Source organism: Janthinobacterium sp. P210005, assembly GCF_036231865.1.
In the GTDB taxonomy this organism is placed as follows: Bacteria; Pseudomonadota; Gammaproteobacteria; order Burkholderiales; family Burkholderiaceae_D; genus Janthinobacterium; species Janthinobacterium kumbetense.
The window spans coordinates 243438-265527 of the sequence record NZ_JAZARC010000001.1 but is presented as its reverse complement, the minus strand read 5'-3'; the positions used below and the strand labels follow the sequence as shown (position 1 = coordinate 265527).

Here is a 22090-nt window from a genome sequence, read left to right as displayed (position 1 = left end):
ACCTGGAATCAGCGGAAATCAACTGAGCAGCACGATGCCGCCCGGCAAACTGGTCATTTGCGCGCCATACAGGTCGCGTATCATCGCCAGCGCGCCATCGGTTTGCCCGATGGAAAAACGCATGCGCACGAGGCGGCGGCCCAGCTCGGCATTGCGCAGCACCACCCGGCCCGGCCGGTAGCGGTTGATTTCATCGACGACCTCGGCCAGCGGCTTGCCGACAAACGACAGCGCGCCCGTGCGCCACGCGCTGGCCTCCTCCGCTGGCGCGGCCGTGGCCGCCTGCACGCCCCGGTCATCGTAGACCAGTTGCTGCCCCGCATCGAGGGTCTGGCGCCGCTGCTGCCAGACCACGTCCACGGCGCCCGCCAGGCAGGTGACGCAGACGGCGTCGTCCGTGTGGCGCACATTGAAGCGGGCCGACTGCGCCAGCAAGCGCCCCGCGCCTGCCACCACCGTGACGGGCTTGCGCGCGCCGCTGGCGAGGATTTCCGCTTCGCCGCCCAGCAGTTCGATGGCTTCCGGCGCCCGCACATCGATGCGCGTCTGCGTATTCATCTGCACCGTCATCTGCTGCGACACGGCCACCTGCCGCTGCTCGCCCGTGCCCGTGCGGTAATCGGCGCTCCATTCCTGCAGCGACGGCCAGGCGCCCAGGGGCGGGCGCAAGGCCAGCACGGCCACGCCGGCCGCCAGCGCGCCGCCCAGGAAAGCCCGGCGCCCGGGGCGCGCCGGGAACGCCAGCACGTTCGCCCGCTGCGGCGCGGCGGCGCGGCTCAAGGCGGGATCGAGCGCCTGCCACACTTGCTGGAGTTCGCGCCAGGCGCGCGCATGCGCGGAGCTGCGCGCACACCAGGCGCGCAAGGCGTCGGCGTCCGCCTGCGTGAAATCGTCGCCGCGCAGCCGCGCCCACCAGGCAGCGGCTTGCCGGCCGATGTCAGCGTCGCTGTCGGCGGTATTGGAAGGGGCGCGTGGATCGCGGTCAGGAGCAGTCATGAGATTCATCAATATTTACGGCGGCCCGACACATCGCTGCGCTGGGCGGCATCGGCGTCGGCCATGCACGTTTTACAGTGTTGCATAGCGGCCTGCAATTCTTTCTTCACCATCGCCACGGAAATGCCGAAGCGCTCGGCAATGTCCGCATTGAGCAAGCCATCGACCCTGGCGGCCGTCAGGATGGCGCGGCGGCGCGGCGACAGACCCGCCAGCGCCGCGTCGAGCGCCTGCACGTCGAGCCGCGCCGAGACGATGCGCGCCGGGTCGCTGATGTCGTCGCCGGCCTCGTCGGCCATGTGCATCAGTTCTTCGCGCTCGCGCTCGGTGACGATGATACGGTCGCGGCGGTAGGCATCGGTGGCGATATTGGCCGCCATGCGCAGCAGGTAGGCGTCGGGGTTGTGGACGGGCGCGGCGGCGGGACCGGGCGCCACCATCGCTTCGAGGCGCAGCCACGTTTCCTGCAGCGCATCGGCCGCATGGTGCTTGCAGCCGACCACGCGCTCCAGGCGCCAGCGCAGCACGGCGTAGCGCGAACTGAGGTGGCGTTTCAGCTTGGTGCGCAGGTCGGGCATGCTCATGGCGCGAGCCTTCCCATTGTTCCGGGGGCGCAATCGACTTCGCTGCCCGGCCCCTGCGGCAGCAGCAGGATGGAAACGGGTTGCGGCATCGAGGGCTGCGGCGCCGCGCCCACGCGCATGCCCAGCACCAGGCGCGCGATGGCCGTGTCGCGCGCGCGCAAGCCCGTGCTGTCGAGCAGGTGCACGCGGTCCACCACGCCGGCGCGGTTCAGATACAGTTGCAGCGCCAGCCGGTAGCCGCCGGGACGCGTCTGCGCCGCGCGGCACAGCAAGCCCAGCAGCACGTGCTGCAGGCGGCTCACATAGGCCGCATGGTCGCCGCCGCCCTGCACGGCGCCCGGGATGTCGGCGGCGGCCACGACGGCGGCCTGCGGCAGCTCCGCCGCGGCAGCAGCGGCAGCGCCGGCCGGGGCGTACACGATGACGGCTTGCGCGTCGGACAGGCGCGATTGCAGGCCCGTGCCTTCCAGCAAGGCTTGCAGGGCCGCGCCGGCCGCATGGGCGCCGCGCACGGCCCCCGACTGGCGCTGCGCGTAGCGCTGGTCCATCAGCACGGCGATGCCCGTGCGGCGGCTGTACAGGTCCAGCGCGTCGCCCAGGTTTTGCGCGGCGATATCGAACTGCAGCACGGGGCCGTCGGCCGGCTGCGCCCGCACGGGCCCCACCGCGGCCAGGAAACCCAGCAAAACCAGGTATCCTGCCAGCGCAAGCACATGGACGGATGCCGGGCTGCCTGTCATATCGCTATCGAGTCGCTATCGTGTGAGGGGGGAATTGCGTGGAAACAAGGCATTGCCAAGTAACAACTCTTGCATCAACTGCAATAGCCTACACAGAAAAAATGACGGCTTCGTGACATCGCCGGCGTGCATAAATTTCGCCATGCGGGACGTCCGGCGCGCCACCTATTTCGGCTACACTGGCTGTCACTTTCCCTTTCAGACGCCTGATGATCGAAAAGAATCTGCCCGAGCTGGTCTTGCTGAAGCGCCTCATCGACGAGGGCGGCAGCCACCTGGAAGTGGCCGCGCCCTGCAGCATCGCCATGGATGGGCGCGAGTTTCCCGTGTACTCCATCGCGCTGGGCAATCCGAGCCCCGACGTGCCCGTGCTGGGCTTTTTCGGCGGCATCCATGGCCTCGAGCGCATCGGCACGCAAGTCATCCTGTCTTTCCTGGAAAGCCTGGTCGCGCGCCTGCGCTGGGACGCCACCCTGCACCAGCAGCTGGAAACCATGCGCCTCGTGTTCATGCCGCTGGTCAATCCAGGCGGCATGTGGCAAGCCACGCGCTGCAATCCGCGCGGCGTGGACCTGATGCGCAACGCACCCCTGAGCGCGCGCGAAAAAGTGCCGTTCATGCTGGGCGGACAGCGCTACAGCGCCCGCCTGCCCTGGTACCGTGGCGCGGCCGGGGGGCCGATGGAGCTGGAAAGCGCCGCCGTGTGCGACCTCGTCGAGCGCGAACTGCTGTCGCGCCAGTTCAGCATCGCCCTCGATTGCCATTCCGGCTTCGGCTTGCGCGACCGCATCTGGTTTCCCCACGCGCATACCAAGGTGCCCATCGAACACCTGGCCGAAATCGGCGCGCTGGAAGAGCTGTTCAGCCAGAGCTACCCCAACCACAACTATGTGTTCGAGCCGCAAAGCCGGCAATACCGCACGCATGGCGACCTGTGGGATTATCTGTACCTGAACGGCACCAGCTATACCGGGCGCGTGTTCCTGCCGCTGACCCTGGAAATGGGTTCCTGGCTGTGGGTCAAGAAAAACCCGCGCCAGCTGTTCAACCGGGTCAGCATCTTCAACCCCACGGCCGCGCACCGCCTGCAGCGCGTGCTGCGGCGGCACCTGGTGTGGTTCGATTTCCTCATGCGCGCTGCCAGCAGCCACGGCCGCTGGATGCCGGAAGGCTTGCTGCGCAAGGCACAGCGCCGGCGCGCCCTGGCGCAATGGTATGAATCATGATGCAGATCAACACGCACGATAACTGGGTCCTGTTGCGCGGCCTGATGCGCGAACAGCGCCACTGGGGCAGCTTCCCCGCCACCTTCGCGCGCGCCCTGCCCGGCGCCAGCATCGTCACGCCCGACCTGCCCGGCAACGGCACGCGCCATGCGCAGGACAGCGCCACCCGCGTGGCCGACATGGTGGAAGACTGCCGCCGGGAGTTGCAGGCGCGGGGCATCCCGGCGCCCTACCACTTGCTGGCCCTGTCCCTGGGCGGCATGGTGGCCGTCGAATGGGCCAGCCGCTATCCGCAGGAAATCGCCCGCTGCGTGCTCATCAACACCAGCATGCGGCCGTTCAATCCCTTCCATCAACGCCTGCGCTGGCAAAACTACGGCGCCCTGCTGCGCCAGCTGCTGCTGGGCGATGCCGCCAGCCAGGAAGCATTGATCTTGCGCCTGACGAGCCGCCGGCATGCCGGCGGCACTCCCGCGCTGGTGGCCGACTGGTTGACTTACCAGCAGGAATACCCGGTCAGCCGCCGCAACGCGCTACGCCAGCTGCTGTCGGCCGCCCGCTACCGCGCGCCCCTCGTCCGCCCGACCATGCCCGTGCTGGTGATGGCCGGCGCGCAAGACCGGCTGGTCGACCACCGCTGTTCGCAGCGCCTGGCCCGCGCCTGGCAAGCCGATTGCCTGATCCACGGCGACGCCGGGCACGACTTGCCGCTCGACGAGGGGGAATGGCTGGCGCAATCGGTGGCGCGCTGGCTGGGGGTGGCAGCGGCAGGCGATGAGCAGACCAACACGGCACAATCATCATGCCGATAACCTATCGCACGGAGCAACTGACGGCGCTGGCAGAGGCCGGCGTGCAGGAACGGATTTTCCCAGGCGCGGCCTGGGCCATCGGCACCGTCGACCACGACGTGGCGGGCGCGGCCGGGCGGCTCACGCCGGAGCCCGCCAGTGCCGCCATGCAGGTCGACACCCTGTTCGATATCGCTTCGCTGACCAAGATCGTCAGCGTCTGGTCGCTGATCGGCAGGCTGATTGGCCAGCAACGCCTGCGCCTGGACGACCGGCTGGCCGACGTCTTGCCCGGCACGGCGGGCTACGCGCTGGCGCCCATCACGATTTTCCAGCTGCTCACGCATACGGCCGGCTTGCCGCTGCGCGCCCGCCTGCGCGCCAGCTATGGCGAGGTGTACGACGATATCGTGCGCGGCGTGCTGCGCGAACCGCTGGAAGGCACGCCGGGCCAGGCTGTCGAATACACGGACCGCGCCGCCCTGATCCTCGGCTTTGTCATCGAGCGCCTGCTGGGCCTGCCACTGGAACAGGCGCTTGCAGAGCATGTGCTGCAGCCGCTGGGCATGGCCGCCACGGGCTACGGCCCGCTCGCGCCACGCCACGGCCAGTTAGTGGCGCCGACCGAGTATTGCGAACAGGCGGGCGCCCACCTTGCCGGCGTGGTGCATGATTTCTCGGCCCGCCTGCTGGGCGGCGTGTGCGGCATCTCCGGTCTGTTTTCCAACGTGCCCGACTTGCAGCGCTTCCTGCGGGCAATGCTGGCGCCGGGCCTGCATGGCGCAGGCCAGGTGTTTGACGCCGGCTGGGTGCACGCTTCGCTGACGGTGCAGACGGGTTCGTTAAATCCCTCGCGCGGCCTGTTCTGGCACCCGGCGGCAGGCACCGGGCCGGCAGACGACGTCTGGTGCCACCAGGGGTTCACCGGCACGGCCATGTGGCTCAGCCCCCGGCGCGGCCGCTATGCCGTGCTGCTGACGAACAAGCTGTATTACACGCGCGATTCCGCCCGGGTCAACGCGCTGCGGGGCGACTTCATGCGCTGCGCATTCGGCCTCTGAGGTTTACAACCGCAAGCTCACCGCGATGGCCAGCAGCAGCGCGCCGGCCGCCGCCAATAATGCGCCGTTGAAACTGTGCGACTGCGCATACAGGCTGCCTGCCAGCACGGGGCCGATAATCTGTCCGATGCCATACACCACCGTCATGATGGCCATCATGCTGGCGCCCGCCTTGACGGCTGCCCGCTGCGCGGCCGGCATGGCGATGGTCACCGTGCCGACAAACGTGCCACCGACGAGGATGGCGCTGAGCAGATAGCCGGCGGCCGAGGGCGCCAGCACGGGCAAGGCCACGCCCAGCGCCTGCAGCAGCAAGTTCAGCCGCAGTGCCTGGCGCGTGCCCAGGCGCTCGTGCAGCCGGTGCCACAGGAAACACGAAGGCGCCGCGCCCAGGCCGAACACGGCCCACACGTGGGCGGAATTGAGATTGGGCAAGGCCACACCCACCAGCACAGGCAGATAGGTGGCCGTGACGATGTAGCCGAGTCCCGCCAGTCCATAGATCAGCACCAGCGGCCAGGGCGACACGGGCGCCAGCGCCGGCGCGGCCGGTGCCGACGGCGCATCCGCGGTCGCCTGGCCGCTCACGGCAAGCGCGGGCGCGGCCGCCAGCCCCGCCAGCACGGTGCCCCCGGCCAGCAGCAGCCACATACCGGCGCTGCGCCAGCCCAGGTGCGATGCCAGCACCAGCAATTCGGCCGAGATGGCAATGCCGGCGCCCACGCCCGCATACAGCAGCGGCGCGCCGCGCGCCTGCCCGCGCTGCACCAGCAGCCACAGCGACGCCGCCACCATGGCCAGGGCGCTGAAGACGCCCGCCACGCCGCGCACCGCCACGATGAGCCAGACGGGCATCGGCCAGGCCAGCACGCCCAGGCACAGGGCCGTGCCGGCCACCGACCACAAGCACAGCCGGTGCGCGCCATTCGCCCGCGCGCGCATGGCCAGGATGGCGCCCAGCAAGTAACCGGCATAGTTGGCCGAGGCGGCGAGGCTGCCGTCGCGCAAGGTCAAGACGCCTTCCTCGAGCATATGCGGGTAGATGGCCGTGAAGGCGAAGCGGCCGAAGCCCATGCCGATGGCGAGGATGACGGCCGCAGCGATGGCCGCGCGCAGCCTGGCCGGCCCGCTCACGCCGCCTCGCCGAACTGCGCCAGCAAGTGCTGGAACGCGGGTACGTCGAATCCCGCGCGCCACACCAGCACGGTGTCAATTTGCCCTGCGGAAATAGTCGCCAGGGTGTCCGGCGCGCCGGACAGCGCCAGCACGCTGGCGGGCAGCAAGGTCACGCAGGCGCCGGCCGCCACGCAGGCAATCATGCAGTGATACGAACTCATTTCCTGCACCCGCCACTGCGTACTGCCGGCCACGCCCAGCACCTCTTCTGCGATGCCGCGGTAGGTGCAGCCCTGCGGAAACGCCGCCAGCGAGCGCGTGCGCACGTCCATGGCGCGGCGCGCCTGCGCTTCGCTGGCCGGCAGCAGCAGGCACAGTTCCTCGCGCCACACGGCCTTCGATGCCAGGCCCAGCTCCGCCAGGGCGGCGGCGCCGCCGAATGCTGGCGGCAAGGCCACGAAAGCGCAGTCGAGCAAGCCCGTGCGCACTTGCTCGATCAGGGGCCGCGATGGCCCCGTGCTCAGCGCCAGGCGCGTCGCCGGATAGCGCGCGTGATACGCGGCCAGCAAGGCCGGCAAGCGGCTGGCCGCCGTGCTTTCCATGCTGCCGACGCGCAAGGTGCCCCCCTCGCGCCCGCCCGTGACGACATGCCGCGCTTCGTCCGCCAGCGCCAGCAGGCGCTGCGCATACTCGAGAAAGCGCTCGCCCGCCGCCGTCAGGGCCATGCGTTTATTGGTGCGCACGAACAGTTCCGCGCCGATATCGGCTTCCAGCTGCTGGATGCGCGTGGTGACGCTGGACGGCGCGCGGCCCAGCCGCGCGGCGGCCTGGGTGACGCTCAGTTCATTGGCGACCGAGCAAAAAATCCGCAATGATTCCGAATCCATCGTATTCTCTTTTTGAAAATGATTGTGCTATTATATTCTTAAAATACGAATTAAATACAGCATCCTCAACTTCATGAAGGAATCATCATGACGTCAATCCAGCGCTTCCTCGACCGTCTCGGCTTGCAATTGCCCATCATCCAGGCGCCGATGGCGGGCGTTTCCACGCCGCGCCTGGCCGCCGCCGTCTCGAACGCGGGCGGCCTCGGTTCGCTGGGCATCGGCGCCGGCACCGTGGCGCAGGCGCGCCAGATGATCGCCGACACGCGCGCGCTGACGGACAAGCCCTTCAATATCAATGTGTTCTGCCATGCCCCGGCCGTCAGGGATGCGCGGCGCGAAGCGGCTTGGCTGGCCCATCTGGCGCCCCTGTTTGCGGAGCTGGGCGCGGCCGCGCCAGAGGCGCTCGACGAGATCTATAAAACGTTCATCGGCGACGAGGCGGCGTTTGCCCTGTTGCTGGAACAGCGTCCCGCCGTCGTCAGCTTCCATTTCGGCTTGCCGACGCAGCAGCAGATCGCCGCCCTGCGCCAGGCCAGCATCTACACGATGGCCACGGCCACCAATGTGCGCGAAGCAGCACTGATCGAACAGGCGGGCGTCGACGCCATCGTGGCGCAAGGCGTGGAAGCGGGCGGGCATCGCGGCGTCTTCGACCCGCAAGCGCCGGACGAGCGCCACAGCACCACCGTGCTGCTGCGCCTGCTGGCGGGCCGCACCGCCCTGCCCCTCATCGCCGCCGGCGGCATCATGGATGGACAAGGCATCCGCGCCGCGCTGGACCTGGGCGCCGTGGCCGCGCAGCTGGGCACGGCATTCGTGCTGTGCCCGGAATCGTCGGCCAATGCGGGCTACCGGGCCAACCTGAGAAGCGAACGGGCGGCCAGCACCCGGCTGACCAGCGTGCTGTCGGGCCGCCTGGCGCGCGGCATGGTGAACCGCTTCATCGAACATGGCGAAGCGCCGGGCAGCCCGCCGCCGGCCGACTATCCCGTCGCCTACGATGCCGCCAAGCAATTGAACGCGCTGGCCAACCAGCATGGCGACAGCGAATTCGCCGCGCAGTGGGCCGGCCAGGGCGCCCCGCTGGCGCGGGAAATGGGGGCGGAGGAATTGGTGGCCACCCTGGCGCGGGAAATGGCGGCCTGACTTTTCCGGGGCCGCCCGCCTACGCCGGCTGCTGCTGCGTGGTGCAGTGGATGCCGCCGCCACCAGCCGCGATGGCGTCGATGTTCAACTGCACGATGTCGCGCCCGGGGAATTGCTCGCGCAGGATAGCCTTGGTATTGCGGTCGGCTGCCGCATCGCCAAATTCCGGGCACAGCACGGCGCCGTTGCAGACATAGAAATTGATGTAGCCGGCGGCGAAATCCTTGTTTTCATAGCGCGGGCGGACTGACCCAGGACCCGGCAAGACCACCACCTGCAGCGCACGGCCGCGCGCATCCGTGGCCTTGCGCAGGATGTCGAGGTGGCGCTGGGTGACGGCCCGTTCGGGCGACGCCGGGTCGCTGTCGAAACCGGCCGCGACGACGCCGGGAGCGCAGAAGCGGGCATAGAAATCCGTGTGGCCATCGGTGATATCCTGGCCCGCGATGCCGGGCAGCCAGATGACTTTTTCGATGCCCAGCAGCCGGCGCAATTCACGTTCGCATGCTGCCTTGCCGACGCCGGGATTGCGGTTGGCGTTCAGCACACAGCTTTCCGTGATGATGGCCGTGCCCTGGCCATCGACTTCGATGCCGCCCCCTTCCAGCACCAGGCTGCTTTCCAGCACGGCCACGCCGGCGCGTCCGGCCACAAAAGGGGCCACCCGCGCATCGTCATCGTAGTCCTGTTTTTCGCCCCAGCCATTGAAATTGAAATTCACGCCGGCCAGCGCCCCGCCCGCCTTTTTCACGAAGACGGGGCCCGTGTCGCGCATCCACAGGTCGTCGATGGGCTGCACCAGCAGCTTGACCTTGTTGCCGCACAGGCGAGCCGCCACGTCGTAGTCTTCCTCGTTGACGAGCATGTGCACGGGTTCGACGCTGGCAATCGCCTGCGCGATGCGCGCCAGGTCCGCCTGCGCGCCCGCCTTCAGGCGCTTGCCCCACACGTCGTCATTCGCGCCGAAAGCCATCCACGTGGCGGCGTGGCGCTCGCCTTCGTCGGGCATGCGCCAGCCGGCGCCGGCCGCCAGGGCGGATATGGCCGGCAAACCGGCCGCGGCGCTGGCCGCCAGGCCCATGGCACCGTTCAGAAAATGTCGTCGTTGCATGCTGTTCTCCTGTGCGGCGCGCTTACGCCGGTTCCTGTTGCGTGGTGCAATGGATGCCGCCGCCACCGGCCGCGATGGGGTCGATATTGATCTGGATCACGGCGCGTCCCGGATACAGCTGCGCATACTGCGCCCTGGCGCTGGCGTCCGCTTGCGCATCGCCGAATTCTGGCAGGAAAATGGCGCTGCTGGTGGCATAGTAATTGATGTAGCCGGCGGCGAAGGTGTTCGGGTTGTTTCCGGGACGAATTTTCTCGGGACCGTCGATGACGACGATCTGCAGCGGCTGGTTGTCGGCATCCGTGGCGCCGCGCAGGATCTCCAGGTGGCGCCGGGTCAGCGCGTAATCGTACGATGCCGTGTCCATCTCGCGGTGCGCCGCCACCACGCCGGGGCGCACGAAGCGGGCGTAAAAGTCCGTGTGGGCATCCGTGATGTCCTGGTTCTTGATGCCTGGCAGCCAGATCACCTTGCGGATGCCCAGCAGGCGCTGCAGTTCCGCTTCGCAGTCGGCCTTGCTCCAGCCCGGATTGCGGTTGCTGTTGAGCACGCAGCTTTCCGTGATGATGGCAGTACCCTTGCCATCGACTTCCAGCGAGCCCCCTTCCAGCACCAGGCGCGTGGCCAGCAGCGGTACCCGGGCTTGGGCGGCGACCACGTCGGCCACCTGGCCATCCTTGCCGGACTGCTGCTTGTTGCCCCAGCCATTGAAGTTGAACTTCACGCCGGCCCGCTCGCCATTCGGCTTGCGCACGAAGACGGGCCCCGTGTCGCGCATCCAGACATCATCCATCTCGGCGGGAATCAGGTTCACGCGGGCGTCCAGCAACTGCCGCGCACTGGCCAGCTCTTCCTGGCGTACCAGCATGTTGACGGGTTCATAGGCGGCGATCGCGTTGGCGATGCGCACCAGCGCCAGTTGCACTTGCGGCACTTGCGCGCGCGTCCAGACGGCGTTCGAGGCGCCATACGCCATCCACGTCGCCTTGTGGGCTTCGGCCTCGTCGGGCATGCGCCAGCCGTCGGCCTGTTGCACGCCACCGCCGCTATTGATCGGAGGCAATGGCGCGACGGGGCCCGTTTCCGGCGTGCCGCCGCCGCAGCCGGCCAGCATGCCGCCCATGGCCAGCGCGCTGCCGCCCAGCATGCAATGGCGCAAGAAATATCGACGTGTGTTCATATCCATCCTTGATGAGTTAGTCAGAGTGCCGCGCAGTCGATGCGCTGGCATGGACGGCATTGTGGAGCGATCAAGATATGAAAACAAATGATATGATTTACGCCAATTCATTAGGTTTTCTCATATGTCAGAACATCGCATTCCCTCGCTGAAGTTATTGATGGGCTTTGAAGCGGCCGCCCGCCACGGCAATTTCTCGCGCGCGGCCGACGAGCTGCACGTGACGCAGTCGGCCATCAGCCACCAGGTGCAATTGCTGGAAGAACAAGTCAAGCAGCCGCTGTTCCGCCGCGCGGGACGGGGCGTGGAACTGACGGTGGCGGGCGAAGTGCTGCTGCGCAGCGTGCAGCCCTCGATGACCGTGCTGCGCAGCGGCCTGGGGCGCATCGCCACCTATCTCGATCCGGGATTGGTCGTGCTGGTGTGTCCGGCACCCCTGCTGCACGGCTGGCTGCAACCCCGGCTGCGGGCGCTGGAAGCGCAGCTGCCCGAACTGTGCTTGCTGCTGTCGGTCGATGAGAGCGCCCGCTTCGTCGACGAGATCGACGTCGATATCGCCATCGGCGAGCGCCCCATCCTGCAGCCGGACTTGCAGGAAATCCCCCTGCTGCGCGATGAATGGGTGATGGTCGCCAACAGCGAGCTGGCGGCGCGGCTGGCCGGCGTGCCGCAGGATGCGCATCACCTGCACGCGGATCTGGTGTGTCTGGAAGAAAGCTTGACGGGCGACACTACGGCGCCATTGTTCCTGGGGCCGCTGGCGCGCTTTCGCAAGCGGGCCATCTACGACGATGCGCGCCTCTTGCTGGACGCTACGCTCGACGGGCGCGGCATCGCCTGCCTGCCGCGCCTGCTGGTCGATGCCAGCCTGGCGCGCGGCCTGCTGCACATCCTGCCCGATTATCCGCGCGTGCCCGGCGCCACGTGGTGGCTGTCGGGCGTGGCGGAACATCCGCGTTCGCCCATCGTCGGGCAAGTATTCGACTGGCTGCGCGCGCAGGGTGCAGCGCAGGGGCAGTGATTACGGCAGCGGTGCAGGCGCAGGCGCGCGCGCATAGTCGATGCCGCTGGCCCAACGGTTTTCCCAGTGCGCCAGATACGACTGCGCCAGGCGCTCGCTGTGCCACACGACGAGCACGTTTTCGCTGTTGGCGGTGGCCGCATCGGCCGTGTAATTGAAGCTGCCGTTCTGCACGGTCACGCCATCGACAACGATGTACTTGTCGTGATGCAAGGCATAGCGGGAAATCAGGCGCGTGGGAATGCCCGCGCCGACGAGCCGGTCCAGCGCGGCCCGGCTGTTCTTGCGCGCGTTGCGCCGCGTATCGGCCAGCACCCGGACATCCACGCCCCGTTGCCGCGCCCGCAGCAAGGCCTCGACCACATGGGGCGAGCTGAACGAATAAGCGGCCAGCCGGATGCTCGACGCCGCGCTATCGATGACCTTGAGCACCAGCGCCTCCGCCCCGCCATCGGGAGAAAACGCGTTCTCGATGGTCACCACGGGCGCGGTGTCGGCGGCAAGCGCCGCTGGCGAAACGCCGTTAGCCAGGCACAGCTCAACGGCAAGTACGAGATTCTTCATCACTGGCATTTCCCTGTTTCAATAATCGGGGGTGGACGAACAAAAAATGTGGACACAGCCTGCAGGCAGACTCGTCGCCTGGGCGAGCGTCCGCTGTCGCCCCAAAGCAGACGTGATCGCGTCACCACCATTTGCCGAACTGGTTGAGCGCTGAATACAGCGCAAGCATTGACCCGGCATTGATCTTCAGACGAATTGCGATGCAGTCGCCATCTTGTGACTGCCTTTCCGAACGAGGATTGATCGTTAGATACTCCTGAGATGAATGCCGTTCGAAGTGAAGTACTGGGTACTCGCTCATGTCATTCAGTCCTGCGTCACGGCCGTCACGGAGTTCACTTTCGAATTGAATGAGGGCTTCGTACTCAAACCAACGGTGCTCGGCAGTCCAGTTGCAACTCTGGCTTCCACTTGAATACTCAACTTCAAGCCGGACCTGGACGCCAATATCTATCGGGTCTACTTCTGCAAACCAAAGCTGGAACTTGAGTGGTCCTTCAGCGAAAGCTACGTCGGCAGCCATCTGAATCCTTTCTTGGGTGTGCTAATCTCGGGCTATCGCAGTGGCCGCCTCTGGCCGCTAGCTGAAGTCCAGAGGATGGAAATCCGACATTGCTTTACGCAGCAAAGGACGAGTATATACATCTTCATTGCTACCGCTTACTTGCCCTGTATGCAAATACTCGCCTTCATCAAAGGCTTGGTACACCGCCCAAGAGTAGGAAGGAAAATCTTCAAGTGGCGTCCAGGCAGACAGTGCATTCATCGCACAATCAGCAATGTCGAAGTCAATCGAACCCGCAAGATATCTCTCCGCAATTTCTTTCGAAAAACTGTCGGAAAACTCACTTCTTGACGCGCCATAAACAGTGAATGCGGCATTGAGCTCTGCGATGACCTGGGAGTGTCCCTCGTGAATGTGGCGAAGAATATTCTCCATGTTTTCTCGATTAATTTAACGGCCGCTTCTGGCCGGCTGCCGTCGTTGGCAGGTTCCGCCCCATAGCGGACAGTCGAGCATGTGCGCGGTCAACTTGCCAAAGTATTAGCCCTTGACGACTCGCAGCATCCCATTGATGGCAGAAAGTTGTTCAAGGACGGCGGGAAGGTAGGTCTGGTCAATTTCGAATTCAAAATCCAGCTTACTTCCATAACAGGCTACAAACCAGGCAGTGCCAGAGACTTCGATTCCTCCGCGCCCATTTCCTCGAAGTTTAAGCGTTAGTTGTTCTTCCCTAGGCAATAGTTGGGCTTTGCCGCTTAAATTTTCGTAGAGCGCGCGAAGCTCAGCCTCAAAAATCTGAAAGTCAGTCGGTTCAAAATCAGCAGATATCGAGGCGCTAAATCCACGGACCCTAATCTCAGCATCGCCACCAACCCAGTCATCGGTTCCGTTATGCTTCCGAATGATTATCTCGACAAACTCCGAGTCGTTACCAATGTGTATTTGATGCATAGTTTCTCAATCAGTCTGGGCTAACCCCAATATCATTACTTTCGAGAACACTGCTGAACGACCGCTCCTGGCCGGTAGCGGCACCAGAGCATAGCGGATTGCCAATCAGAAAATCTCACACATTGTCACGCTGCTTCGAATGGCCGCTTCTGGCCGATTTCAGCCAACCAGTCCACCTTCAAAACGAATCGGAACCCCACGACGTCGTGCATCACTGCTACGTCTCTCTACATACTCTGGGAGCCTGACACACCGCATCAGTTCATTTTTTCGACTTCTGACCATTTGAATACACCAGCACACCTTGCTCGTTGAACTGCTGGGTACTCAGCAGCACGCCCTTATCACTGTAAACCTGAAGAATGCTTACCTTACCGTTGAGATGGTAACTATTTTGCACACCCACGGGCTGGCCATCGCGCCATTGCCCTCGGGACTCCAGCTTGTCATGACTAAAATACGTAGTTGCTACGCCGTGTTGGCGGCCATGCTCATCTAGCTCTACCTGCGATTTAATATTGCCATCTCGATCATAATAGCGGTAACCGCCAACCATCTTGCCAGAAACAAAATCGGCTGCATTGGTCTGTCCGGAGATTCGTACCAGATCGCTCTTGATGGTATCGAAAATCTCCACCTTCCAAGTGCCGGGCAACGCTGCTTTTGGTAGGGGCAGCACCAGCACATAAGGCGAGAGATGCTTGACCTGCGGCATCAGCTGTTCGTCCAGGTAGAGGCGCGCCTTGCCGTCGGGACAGGAGTCCGGGTCACAGTCGGTCATCATGCGCGCAAACGGAATGGCCTCATCGCCGGCTTTCCCGACAGGGCAGCCAAACAAGGTCACGACCATTGCTGTCTTGTCACGGATGCGCTCGGCGAGTGCGGGTCTGAGGCTCGCATACTCATCTTTGTTTTCCAGCATCCCCTCTTTTATGCGCAGCTGATTGCCGCCGCAGGCCGTAGATTCCGCCACGGTCAGCACATCGGCGCCTTTGCTATCTTTCTCGTTAGAAATAGCCGTAAACACGTGTCGCTGAATAATATCGGCCTGCGCCACTACTGGCCACAACAGCATCGCACCTAGCGCCACGCATATCATTTTCTGATGTTTTTTCAAGTACATCTCTAATCAAGTGCAACTGTAATATTGACTGGGTTAGCGGAAAAGTGCTTTCCCATGGCCGCTTTTGGCTGCTGTCATTGGCAGGTTCCGCCCCATTGTGCCGCCCGAAATCACATTCAACGTCAAAGTGATCGCTGCGCTTCAGTCCGTCAAATGCACCATAGTGTTATCCATTTGCGTCAACTTTGCTTCGATCTGATCCAAAGCATGTAGCTTTTCTTCGCGATGAGACCAGTCCCCCGCGGCCAGCGCCTGGGCTCTTTGCTGCCCGATAGCGTCCAATGCCAGTTGTCGCGCCTGTTGGTTGCATGCCGCTCTTAACTTTATATCCGCAAATGCGAGAGCAATCGACGCTTCGCAGCGCACGTCATCGTCCATGGCGTGTATGTTGGCGTATCCCCACTGCTTTGCCAGTTTCTCGAGGAATCGAATTGGCGTGACATCCTTGTGCGTCTTGTGCCAATCGCGATAGTTCTCCAGAAGATCAGCTCCAGTATCATTGCCGTTCGGCGAGAAATCATCCGTGCAGTTCCAAAAAAATGGATCATCCAATATCTCGCGTGCCTTGGGATGAAAGTCTTCCCAGTCGATTCCCAACTGCTCCCAGGCCGACATTCCATCACGCTTGGCTTGTGCCGCTGCCTCCAGCCCGGATGCCATGAGTTGCAGGGCTTCCTCCGAATCGGGGACGCGTTTCCTGGCAGCTTCACAGTGGTCCAGAAATTTCTCCAAGCTAAAATCATCAGTGCGCTTCAGTCGCTTGCTCAATAGCCCTAATGCATGGACGACTTCATCAACACCTGCCTTAAAAAGTGGCAAAGACAATGTTGAAGAACGCGTCCAGTCCCGGCCTTCCATCAATTCGCTGGCGATGTCGATCTCGACCTTGCCCTTTGCTCTTCGATAAGTGACCTTGGGCAGCGTTGAGCGAAAATTATTGTGCGCCTCCAACAGAGATTCCAGCGTCTTCTTTGCCGGACCAGAGTCCCTGAAGTGAAGCGTGACCGCAATTTCCTGAATCGCGTCGCCAAAACTGCCGCTGTCCGCGAGAAGAAAATCCCCGATCGGAGACAACGTTGTGTGACCGCCGTAGCAATTATAGGAATTTGCGACTACATGGAAATCCATTGAATACTGCCTTTCATCCGAAATTTCAATTGTTCTGAATGTCGATATATATTGCTTGTTCACCTCAAGCCAGCCATGCCGTGGCTACGGCAACCGGTGCCGGAACGTCGGTTCGATGTTGCGCGCATGCAGCCAGCGCACGATGTCTTCCAGGGTGGCGTCCTGCAACAGCAAGCCTGGCGCGGTGGCGGAAGATGCAACAGGCGATGCGGCCACGGGAACAGGCGCTGGCGAAGACTCCGAAAGGCCCGCATGTCCCTGTAATTTCGCCAGCGCCTGCGCGAACTGGGCCGGATTGATGCTGCGCAAGCTTTCCAGGAAGCCCAGTTGGGCGGCGGGCTGCGGCGGCATGTCCAGGCCCGGCTCGTCGACGAAGGCGGCGCCCATGCTGGGGTGGATGAAGGCGGCCCACTTGCCGGACGGCTGCAGGCTTGGCGGCAACGCCACCTGTTCCACGTCGGCGGGCGGCGCGGCGGCAAGAATGTCGGTCGAGGCAGGCAAAAAGGTCGAGCGCAGCAGTTGCACGAACTGACGCGCCTGGGCGACGGGTACGGGCGTGGCCAGCGATAGCCATAACTGGAACGCCGTGCCCGAGATGCTGACGGCGGGCGCGGGCAAGTCCAGCTCGTGCTGCACGGCATTGGCGATCGTGCACAGCGCGCTCCAGTGCGCCTCGCCGCCGCCCTTGCCGCCAAACTCCAGTACCAGCGCGCGCGTCAGGCCGCTCCCGGTCACGAGTCGCACCGCTACCGTCTGCTCGCCCGACAGATGGCGCGCCAGCACGGCCGGCGTCAGCGGCTGCACGCCGCCCTCGCCATCGACATAGTGCTGCTGTTCATCGAACAGGTACAGGCGGGTGAGTTCGGAAATCAGTTTATGCATGGACGGCCTCGTAATGACGTTGAGCAACACTTGTCAACGTGCCCAGATTATAGCCTCCCAAGCCTTGGCGCACCCGCACGTCCGACGCCAAACACGAGCCAGCTGGCCACGGCGAACAGGCAGGCGGCCACGCCGCCGTACAGCATCACGGCGCCAAAGCCTTCTGCCAGCGCAAGCTTCGCCACGCCGGCCGGCAGCATAGCGGCGCCCTTGCCTGCCGACAAGTCTTCCACCATGGCGCGCCTGCCCGCCCTGCTGGCGCAGTTCGCCCATCTGTTTCCCGCCGTGCGCCTGGACGTGACGGTCGGCACCTATCTTGACTTGCAAAAACTGGTCGCCGCCGATGCGCTGGACCTGGCTGTCGTCATGGCCCTGGCGGACGGGCAAGATGAAGCGGCCGTGCTGCGCCGCACGCGCTTCGTCTGGGCTGCGGCGCAGGATTTCCGGCACGACGGCGCGCTGCCCCTGCCGCTGGCGTTTTCACCGGCGCCCTGCATGCACCGGCAAGTGGGCGTCGATGCCCTCGAGGGCGCCGGTCTCGACTGGCGCGTGGCGTTCACCTCGCCCAGCCAGCAGGGCTTGCGCGCCGCCGTGCTGGCGGGCCTGGCCGTCACGGCCCTGCCGCAAGGCGACCTGGAGTCCGGCATGCTGGTCATCGATGGCCAGCATGGCTTGCCCGCCCTGCCCGCCGCCCAGTTCCAGCTGCTGTGGCGCGCCGCCGGCGGCACGGCGGCGGCCGACGCGTTCGGACAGTTGCTGCGCGAGTGGTCAGCCGCCGCGGCGGCTTGACAGCACCAGCAGCAAGGCCAGCGCCAGCATGGCGCTGGCGCCGCCCAGGGACACCGTCACGCGGTGCGCCAGCAGCGACGCGCCGACGCGCTGGTGTGCGCCAAAGGACGAGATTGCCACCAGCACCGCCAGCCCCAGCGAATTGCCCAGCTGGTGCGCCACGTTGACGATGCCCGCGGCGGCGCCCGCATCCTGCGCGGGAACGCCCGCCACGCCGGCCGCCGTCAGCGGACTCAAGGCCATGCCCTGCCCCGCGCCGATCAGCACCATGGGCAAGGCCACGCCCAGCCAGTACGCCGTGCCCGCATCGATACGGCTCAGCCATGCCATGCCCAGCAGGGTTATCGTCAATCCCATGGCCAGCAGGCGCGCATTGCCCAGGCGACGCGTCAAACGCGGCACGCACAGGGCCATGCCGAAGTTGACCAGGGTCATGGGCAGGAAAGCCAGGCCCGTCAGCGAGGGCGGATAGCGCAGCACCACTTGCAGGAATTGCGTGGTGAAAAAGAAAAACCCGATCATGGCGCCCAGGAACAGCACCCTCGCCCCGTACGCCGCATTGCGCTGCGCATCGGCGAACAGGCGCAGCGGTAGGATCGGCTGCGCGGCGCGCCGTTCGATACCAATGAAAGCGGCCAGCAGCAGCACGCCCGCCGCCAGCGCACCTTGCGTCAAGGAATCGCCCCAGCCGGCGCCGGCCGAGCGGATCAAGCCATACACGAGGGCCGACATGCCGAGGGTGGAACTGGCCGCGCCAGCCACGTCAAAGCGGCCCCGGCTGCGCGGGCTTTCCGCGATGAAACGGCGCGCGGCCAGCAGCATGGCCGCGCCGATGGGCAGGTTGATGAAGAAGCCCACGCGCCACGACAGCCATTCGGCCAGCACGCCGCCCAGCACCAGGCCCACGCTGGCGGCGATACCCGCCACCGCGCTGTACAGGGCGATGGCCCGCGTGCGTTCGCGCCCTTCCGCAAACGTGGTTTGCAGCAAGGCCAGGGTGGATGGCGCCAGGATGGCCGCGCCCACGCCCTGGATGGCGCGCGCGGCAATCATCATGGCTGGCGAGCGCGCTAGGCCGATGGCCAGCGACGCCAAGGTGAACAGCGCCAGGCCCAGCTGCAGCAGGCGGCGCCGGCCAAGCACGTCGCCGGCGCGCGCGGCCAGCAGCAGCAAGCCGCCAAACGTCAGCGTGTAGGCGCTTTGCACCCAGGCCAGGCCCGTATCCGTAAAGCCCAGTTCCTGGTGGATGTTCGGCAAGCCCGTCAGCACGATGGATGTGTCGAGCACGATCATCACGTAGCTGACGAGAATGATGGCGAGGATGGCCGCCTTGGGCGGCGCGGCAGAGGGAGTAGCAACTGGCGGATTGTTCATGCCATCACTGTAAGCCGTATGCATTACCATGAATAGATGGTAAAGTCTGCATGAACTTATTAGCACAACTAATGAATTGAAAAGACATCCGCCATGGCACAAACCAACTTCAACGACATACTCGCCTTCGTGGCCGTGGCCCGCGAAGGCAGTTTTACCCGGGCGGCGGCCAAGCTGGGCGTGTCGCAGTCGGCGCTGAGCCAGACCGTGCGGGCGCTGGAGGAACGGCTCGACTTGCGCCTGCTGGTGCGCACCACGCGCAGCGTCTCGCCCACGGAGGCGGGCGAGCAGCTGCTGCGCACGGTGGCGCCCCGCTTCGACGAGATCGAGGCGGAACTGGCCCTGCTCAGCGCACGGCGCGACAAGCCGGCCGGCAACATCCGCATCAGCGCGGGCGAGCATTCGGCGCTGACGGTGCTGCAGCCGGCCATCGCCCGTTTGCTGCCGGACTATCCCGACATCAACATCGAAGTCATCGTCGACAATGGCATGACCGACATCGTGGCCGCGCGCTGCGACGCGGGCGTGCGCCTGGGCGAGCAAGTGGCCAAGGACATGATCGCCATGCCCATAGGCCCGGATTTCCGCATGGCCATCGTTGCCTCGCCCGCCTATTTCAGCCGGAATCCGCCGCCCGTCACGCCGCAGGACTTGATGGCGCACAACTGCATCAACATGCGCCTGCCCACCTTGGGCGGCCTGTTTGCCTGGGAATTTTCCAAGGATGGGCAGGAACTGAAGGTGCGCGTGGAAGGTCAGATGATCTACAACAACATGGCCATGCGCCTGCATTCGGCCCTCGATGGCCTGGGCCTGGCCTGCATGCCGGAAGACGTGGTGCTGCCTTACGTGGCCGATGGCCGCCTGGTCCGCGTGCTGGACGACTGGTGCCCCGCGTACGCGGGCTACAAGCTGTATTACCCGAGCCGGCGCCACCCGTCTCCCGCGTTTACCTTGCTGCTCGACACCTTGCGCTATCCCCGCGTTTGAGCCAGCGCAATCGTCCACCGGGCGTGGACAGTCGCCAAACGAACATGCGTTTACCGTGCGGCGGCGCAGGACTATAGTGGCTACTTTCCCACCTGTTCAAGGATCGCCATGAAACTCTTTTATTCGCCGGGCGCCTGCTCGCAGGCGCCGCACATCCTCCTGCGCGAAACGGGCACGCCATTCACTCTGGTCAAGGTCGACCTGGGCCAGCACCGGACGCAGGAAGGCGGCAATTACTACGAACTCAACCCGAAAGGCCAGGTGCCGCTGCTGGCGCTCGCCGATGGAACGACCTTGAGCGAAGGCCCCGTCATCGCCCAGTACATCGCGGAACAGGCTGGCCGGCAGGACTTGCTGCCGTCCGTGGGCAGTTTTGCCCGCTACAAGGTGCTGGAATGGCAGAACTACATCACGTCCGAGCTGCATAAATCGTTCAGTCCCCTGTTCGATCCGCGCATCGACGCGGCCGCCAAGGCCTTGTTCGTCCAGCAACTGGCCAAGAAATACAAATGGGTGGACAGCCGCCTGGAAGGCCAGGCCTACCTGACGGGCGACACGTTCACGGTCGCCGACGCCTATCTGTTCGTCATCACGGGCTGGGCACCAGGCGTGGGCGTGGACTTGTCCGCGCTGGCGCATGTGCAAGCCTTCCTGGCCAGAGTGGCCCAGCGCGACAGCGTCAAGGCGGCTTTGGAAGCGGAAGGACTGGCCAAGGCGGCTTGAGCGCCATCGCCCGGTGCACGGCTCACGTCTTTTCCGACTTGCCGTGCATCACCATGATGGTTTGCTGCATCAGCGCGCACAGGGTTTCCTTGCCATCGCGCACGGCGAATACTTCGGCTTGCGTGACGATCAGGGTGCGCCCCGGGCGCACCACCTTGCCGCGCGCGATCAGTTTCTCGCCATCGGCGGGCGCCAGCAAATTCATCTTGTATTCCACCGTCAGCACGGACGCGCCGTCGGCCACCATGGTCATGGCCGCGTAGCCGGCGGCCGAATCGGCAATCATGCCCACCACGCCGCCATGCACGAAGCCGTGCTGCTGCTCGATGCCGCGCCAGTGCGGCACGTGGATTTCCGTGCTGCCATGCGCCACCACGGGCAGGCTGGCCTGGATCAGGGTCATGGCGTTTTGCAGATCGAAACTGGCGCGGACTTTCTCAGCGAAGTGCGGGTCGGGAAGATGGGACGTGCTCATGGGCTGTGCGCTTTCAAGGGGAGAACGCCTTACTGTACCCGCTTATGCCCGTTCGCACCATGTCGCGGCGCCCGCCAGCTTGCACGGCGGATGCGGTAGTATCGCCATGTCGACACATGATCCCTCCTCCTGCCCCCGCGAAAGGTCCGCCATGGAAGAAGAATACGAAGTACCCAGCCCCCATGAGCACGCCGTGGAAGAGGCGACGGAGAAGGAGCGCGATGGCCTGACGCAGAAAATCGCCCTGATGACGGCCATCCTCGCCACCATCGGCGCCCTGATCAGCTACCAGAGCGGCAACGCGCAGAACGAGGCCATGTTCCTGAAGAACGAGAGCATCCTGAAACAGGCACAGGCGAGCGACCAGTGGGCCTTGTACCAGGCGAAGTCGACGAAAGGCCATATCGCCGAAGCGACGGCCGCGCTGGCCAGCGTACCCGAGGTGCGGGCCCGCTTCCTCGCGGAACAGGCCAGGCAGGAACGGGAAAAGCCCCTGGTGCAGGCGCAGGCGCACCAGCTGGAAGAGCAGTCGAGAAAGCTGGGCGAGGCGTCGGAAGCCAAGCTGCGCCCGCACGAACGGCTGGCCATGGCCCTGACCTTCATCCAGATCGCCGTGGCGCTGGCCGCCATCACCGTGCTGACGCGGCGGCGCTGGCTGCTGTGGGGCTCGGTGGGCGCGGCGGCGGCCGGCATACTGGCGGCCGGCAGCGCCTTCCTGCTGTAG

General features: G+C 65.0%; 26 protein-coding genes. 9 read left to right on the top strand and 17 right to left on the bottom strand.

Annotation, left to right across the window (positions count from 1 at the left end; all coding sequences use genetic code 11):
- Positions 1 to 18: 18 nt before the first annotated feature.
- The 3 genes from VPH40_RS01180 to VPH40_RS01170 are packed head-to-tail and all read right to left on the bottom strand — an operon-like array spanning position 19 to position 2320.
- Complete coding sequence (locus VPH40_RS01180) at positions 19 to 996, bottom strand: FecR family protein (protein ID WP_328572381.1); 978 nt, start codon at positions 994 to 996, stop codon at positions 19 to 21.
- 8 nt (positions 997 to 1004) lie between these two features.
- Entirely contained in the window at positions 1005 to 1580 is a 576-nt protein-coding gene (locus VPH40_RS01175; RefSeq protein ID WP_289915395.1) for an RNA polymerase sigma factor, read from the bottom strand.
- Complete coding sequence (locus tag VPH40_RS01170; protein WP_143451322.1) at positions 1577 to 2320, bottom strand: hypothetical protein; 744 nt, start codon at positions 2318 to 2320, stop codon at positions 1577 to 1579. Before VPH40_RS01170 ends, VPH40_RS01175 begins: the two co-directional genes overlap by 4 nt.
- A gap of 209 nt (positions 2321 to 2529) precedes the next feature.
- Between VPH40_RS01170 and VPH40_RS01165 the strand changes: the two genes are divergently transcribed.
- From VPH40_RS01165 to VPH40_RS01155, 3 genes are read left to right on the top strand one after another with little or no spacing between them, the layout of a single operon-like run.
- On the top strand, positions 2530 to 3546 hold the full coding sequence (locus VPH40_RS01165) for a M14 family zinc carboxypeptidase (RefSeq protein WP_328572380.1): 1017 nt from the start codon (positions 2530 to 2532) through the stop codon (positions 3544 to 3546).
- Complete coding sequence (locus tag VPH40_RS01160) at positions 3543 to 4358, top strand: alpha/beta fold hydrolase (protein WP_328572379.1); 816 nt, start codon at positions 3543 to 3545, stop codon at positions 4356 to 4358. The genes VPH40_RS01165 and VPH40_RS01160 overlap by 4 nt, the downstream gene beginning before the upstream one ends.
- On the top strand, positions 4349 to 5398 hold the full coding sequence (locus tag VPH40_RS01155) for a serine hydrolase domain-containing protein (RefSeq protein WP_328572378.1): 1050 nt from the start codon (positions 4349 to 4351) through the stop codon (positions 5396 to 5398). Before VPH40_RS01160 ends, VPH40_RS01155 begins: the two co-directional genes overlap by 10 nt.
- Before the next feature lie 3 nt (positions 5399 to 5401).
- Here VPH40_RS01155 and VPH40_RS01150 read toward each other — a convergent pair whose 3' ends face one another.
- Together VPH40_RS01150 and VPH40_RS01145 are read right to left on the bottom strand one after the other, a co-directional pair.
- Positions 5402 to 6532: a YbfB/YjiJ family MFS transporter gene (locus VPH40_RS01150; protein ID WP_328572377.1), complete on the bottom strand. Its 1131-nt coding sequence runs from the start codon at positions 6530 to 6532 to the stop codon at positions 5402 to 5404.
- A complete protein-coding gene (locus VPH40_RS01145) occupies positions 6529 to 7401 on the bottom strand; it encodes a LysR substrate-binding domain-containing protein (RefSeq protein ID WP_328572376.1) in 873 nt (290 codons plus the stop codon). Before VPH40_RS01145 ends, VPH40_RS01150 begins: the two co-directional genes overlap by 4 nt.
- A gap of 87 nt (positions 7402 to 7488) precedes the next feature.
- Between VPH40_RS01145 and VPH40_RS01140 the strand changes: the two genes are divergently transcribed.
- A complete protein-coding gene (locus VPH40_RS01140; protein ID WP_328572375.1) occupies positions 7489 to 8550 on the top strand; it encodes an NAD(P)H-dependent flavin oxidoreductase in 1062 nt (353 codons plus the stop codon).
- Between the two features lie 19 nt (positions 8551 to 8569).
- On the opposite strand, the gene VPH40_RS01135 is transcribed toward VPH40_RS01140, so the two are convergent.
- Both VPH40_RS01135 and VPH40_RS01130 read right to left on the bottom strand, forming a co-directional pair.
- Positions 8570 to 9661, bottom strand: coding sequence for an agmatine deiminase family protein (locus VPH40_RS01135; protein WP_328572374.1), 1092 nt, complete (start codon positions 9659 to 9661; stop codon positions 8570 to 8572).
- Positions 9662 to 9683: 22 nt separating this feature from the next.
- On the bottom strand, positions 9684 to 10841 hold the full coding sequence (locus tag VPH40_RS01130) for an agmatine deiminase family protein (protein WP_328572373.1): 1158 nt from the start codon (positions 10839 to 10841) through the stop codon (positions 9684 to 9686).
- A 124-nt stretch (positions 10842 to 10965) separates the two neighbouring features.
- Here VPH40_RS01130 and VPH40_RS01125 point away from each other — a divergent pair, with 124 nt between their 5' ends.
- Entirely contained in the window at positions 10966 to 11862 is an 897-nt protein-coding gene (locus VPH40_RS01125; RefSeq protein WP_328572372.1) for a LysR family transcriptional regulator, read from the top strand.
- Here VPH40_RS01125 and VPH40_RS01120 read toward each other — a convergent pair whose 3' ends face one another.
- From VPH40_RS01120 to VPH40_RS01085, 8 genes are all read right to left on the bottom strand, one after another.
- Positions 11863 to 12426 (bottom strand): phospholipase D family nuclease, encoded by a 564-nt coding sequence (locus VPH40_RS01120; RefSeq protein WP_328572371.1) that lies wholly within the window; start codon positions 12424 to 12426, stop codon positions 11863 to 11865.
- A 121-nt stretch (positions 12427 to 12547) separates the two neighbouring features.
- Positions 12548 to 12949 carry a hypothetical protein gene (locus tag VPH40_RS01115; protein ID WP_328572370.1) on the bottom strand — a complete coding sequence of 134 codons (402 nt, stop codon included), beginning with the start codon at positions 12947 to 12949 and terminating at the stop codon, positions 12548 to 12550.
- Between the two features lie 57 nt (positions 12950 to 13006).
- Positions 13007 to 13366, bottom strand: coding sequence for a hypothetical protein (locus tag VPH40_RS01110; RefSeq protein ID WP_328572369.1), 360 nt, complete (start codon positions 13364 to 13366; stop codon positions 13007 to 13009).
- A 105-nt stretch (positions 13367 to 13471) separates the two neighbouring features.
- On the bottom strand, positions 13472 to 13882 hold the full coding sequence (locus tag VPH40_RS01105; RefSeq protein ID WP_328572368.1) for a WapI family immunity protein: 411 nt from the start codon (positions 13880 to 13882) through the stop codon (positions 13472 to 13474).
- Between the two features lie 262 nt (positions 13883 to 14144).
- Entirely contained in the window at positions 14145 to 14999 is an 855-nt protein-coding gene (locus VPH40_RS01100; protein WP_328572367.1) for a toxin-antitoxin system YwqK family antitoxin, read from the bottom strand.
- 147 nt (positions 15000 to 15146) lie between these two features.
- On the bottom strand, positions 15147 to 16196 hold the full coding sequence (locus VPH40_RS01095; RefSeq protein WP_328572366.1) for a hypothetical protein: 1050 nt from the start codon (positions 16194 to 16196) through the stop codon (positions 15147 to 15149).
- A 21-nt stretch (positions 16197 to 16217) separates the two neighbouring features.
- Entirely contained in the window at positions 16218 to 17015 is a 798-nt protein-coding gene (locus VPH40_RS01090; RefSeq protein ID WP_328572365.1) for a TOTE conflict system archaeo-eukaryotic primase domain-containing protein, read from the bottom strand.
- Between the two features lie 47 nt (positions 17016 to 17062).
- A complete protein-coding gene (locus VPH40_RS01085) occupies positions 17063 to 17251 on the bottom strand; it encodes a hypothetical protein (protein ID WP_257218635.1) in 189 nt (62 codons plus the stop codon).
- On the opposite strand from VPH40_RS01085, the gene VPH40_RS01080 reads away from it, so the two are divergent.
- Positions 17250 to 17804, top strand: a complete 555-nt coding sequence (locus tag VPH40_RS01080) for a LysR substrate-binding domain-containing protein (protein ID WP_328572364.1) — start codon at positions 17250 to 17252, stop codon at positions 17802 to 17804. The genes VPH40_RS01085 and VPH40_RS01080 overlap by 2 nt on opposite strands.
- On the opposite strand, the gene VPH40_RS01075 is transcribed toward VPH40_RS01080, so the two are convergent.
- Complete coding sequence (locus VPH40_RS01075) at positions 17784 to 19178, bottom strand: MFS transporter (RefSeq protein ID WP_328572363.1); 1395 nt, start codon at positions 19176 to 19178, stop codon at positions 17784 to 17786. The two genes, VPH40_RS01080 and VPH40_RS01075, sit on opposite strands and share 21 nt — an antisense overlap.
- Positions 19179 to 19271: 93 nt before the next feature.
- On the opposite strand from VPH40_RS01075, the gene VPH40_RS01070 reads away from it, so the two are divergent.
- Together VPH40_RS01070 and gstA are read left to right on the top strand one after the other, a co-directional pair.
- Positions 19272 to 20168 (top strand): LysR family transcriptional regulator, encoded by an 897-nt coding sequence (locus VPH40_RS01070; RefSeq protein ID WP_328572362.1) that lies wholly within the window; start codon positions 19272 to 19274, stop codon positions 20166 to 20168.
- A 108-nt stretch (positions 20169 to 20276) separates the two neighbouring features.
- The gene (gene gstA / locus VPH40_RS01065) at positions 20277 to 20891 is read left to right on the top strand and encodes a glutathione transferase GstA (RefSeq protein ID WP_328572361.1); all 615 of its coding nucleotides are present in this window, start codon (positions 20277 to 20279) and stop codon (positions 20889 to 20891) included.
- A 22-nt stretch (positions 20892 to 20913) separates the two neighbouring features.
- Here gstA and VPH40_RS01060 read toward each other — a convergent pair whose 3' ends face one another.
- Entirely contained in the window at positions 20914 to 21366 is a 453-nt protein-coding gene (locus VPH40_RS01060; RefSeq protein ID WP_328572360.1) for a PaaI family thioesterase, read from the bottom strand.
- Between the two features lie 151 nt (positions 21367 to 21517).
- Between VPH40_RS01060 and VPH40_RS01055 the strand changes: the two genes are divergently transcribed.
- The gene (locus tag VPH40_RS01055) at positions 21518 to 22090 is read left to right on the top strand and encodes a DUF4337 domain-containing protein (protein WP_328572359.1); all 573 of its coding nucleotides are present in this window, start codon (positions 21518 to 21520) and stop codon (positions 22088 to 22090) included.

Bases quoted from the DNA above. Each gene is read 5' to 3' on its own strand.
- VPH40_RS01070 (WP_328572362.1), top strand. From the start codon at position 19,272: ATGGCACAAACCAACTTCAACGACATACTCGCCTTCGTGGCCGTGGCC.
- VPH40_RS01155 (WP_328572378.1), top strand. From the start codon at position 4,349: ATGCCGATAACCTATCGCACGGAGCAACTGACGGCGCTGGCAGAGGCC.
- VPH40_RS01105 (WP_328572368.1), bottom strand. From the start codon at position 13,882: ATGCATCAAATACACATTGGTAACGACTCGGAGTTTGTCGAGATAATC.
- VPH40_RS01080 (WP_328572364.1), top strand. From the start codon at position 17,250: ATGGCGCGCCTGCCCGCCCTGCTGGCGCAGTTCGCCCATCTGTTTCCC.
- VPH40_RS01120 (WP_328572371.1), bottom strand. From the start codon at position 12,426: ATGAAGAATCTCGTACTTGCCGTTGAGCTGTGCCTGGCTAACGGCGTT.
- VPH40_RS01110 (WP_328572369.1), bottom strand. From the start codon at position 13,366: ATGGAGAATATTCTTCGCCACATTCACGAGGGACACTCCCAGGTCATC.
- VPH40_RS01060 (WP_328572360.1), bottom strand. From the start codon at position 21,366: ATGAGCACGTCCCATCTTCCCGACCCGCACTTCGCTGAGAAAGTCCGC.
- VPH40_RS01090 (WP_328572365.1), bottom strand. From the start codon at position 17,015: ATGCATAAACTGATTTCCGAACTCACCCGCCTGTACCTGTTCGATGAA.
- VPH40_RS01125 (WP_328572372.1), top strand. From the start codon at position 10,966: ATGTCAGAACATCGCATTCCCTCGCTGAAGTTATTGATGGGCTTTGAA.
- VPH40_RS01075 (WP_328572363.1), bottom strand. From the start codon at position 19,178: ATGAACAATCCGCCAGTTGCTACTCCCTCTGCCGCGCCGCCCAAGGCG.
- VPH40_RS01145 (WP_328572376.1), bottom strand. From the start codon at position 7,401: ATGGATTCGGAATCATTGCGGATTTTTTGCTCGGTCGCCAATGAACTG.
- VPH40_RS01165 (WP_328572380.1), top strand. From the start codon at position 2,530: ATGATCGAAAAGAATCTGCCCGAGCTGGTCTTGCTGAAGCGCCTCATC.
- VPH40_RS01055 (WP_328572359.1), top strand. From the start codon at position 21,518: ATGGAAGAAGAATACGAAGTACCCAGCCCCCATGAGCACGCCGTGGAA.
- VPH40_RS01140 (WP_328572375.1), top strand. From the start codon at position 7,489: ATGACGTCAATCCAGCGCTTCCTCGACCGTCTCGGCTTGCAATTGCCC.
- VPH40_RS01175 (WP_289915395.1), bottom strand. From the start codon at position 1,580: ATGAGCATGCCCGACCTGCGCACCAAGCTGAAACGCCACCTCAGTTCG.
- VPH40_RS01135 (WP_328572374.1), bottom strand. From the start codon at position 9,661: ATGCAACGACGACATTTTCTGAACGGTGCCATGGGCCTGGCGGCCAGC.
- VPH40_RS01115 (WP_328572370.1), bottom strand. From the start codon at position 12,949: ATGGCTGCCGACGTAGCTTTCGCTGAAGGACCACTCAAGTTCCAGCTT.
- VPH40_RS01130 (WP_328572373.1), bottom strand. From the start codon at position 10,841: ATGAACACACGTCGATATTTCTTGCGCCATTGCATGCTGGGCGGCAGC.
- VPH40_RS01180 (WP_328572381.1), bottom strand. From the start codon at position 996: ATGACTGCTCCTGACCGCGATCCACGCGCCCCTTCCAATACCGCCGAC.
- VPH40_RS01160 (WP_328572379.1), top strand. From the start codon at position 3,543: ATGATGCAGATCAACACGCACGATAACTGGGTCCTGTTGCGCGGCCTG.
- gstA (WP_328572361.1), top strand. From the start codon at position 20,277: ATGAAACTCTTTTATTCGCCGGGCGCCTGCTCGCAGGCGCCGCACATC.
- VPH40_RS01085 (WP_257218635.1), bottom strand. From the start codon at position 17,251: ATGGTGGAAGACTTGTCGGCAGGCAAGGGCGCCGCTATGCTGCCGGCC.
- VPH40_RS01170 (WP_143451322.1), bottom strand. From the start codon at position 2,320: ATGACAGGCAGCCCGGCATCCGTCCATGTGCTTGCGCTGGCAGGATAC.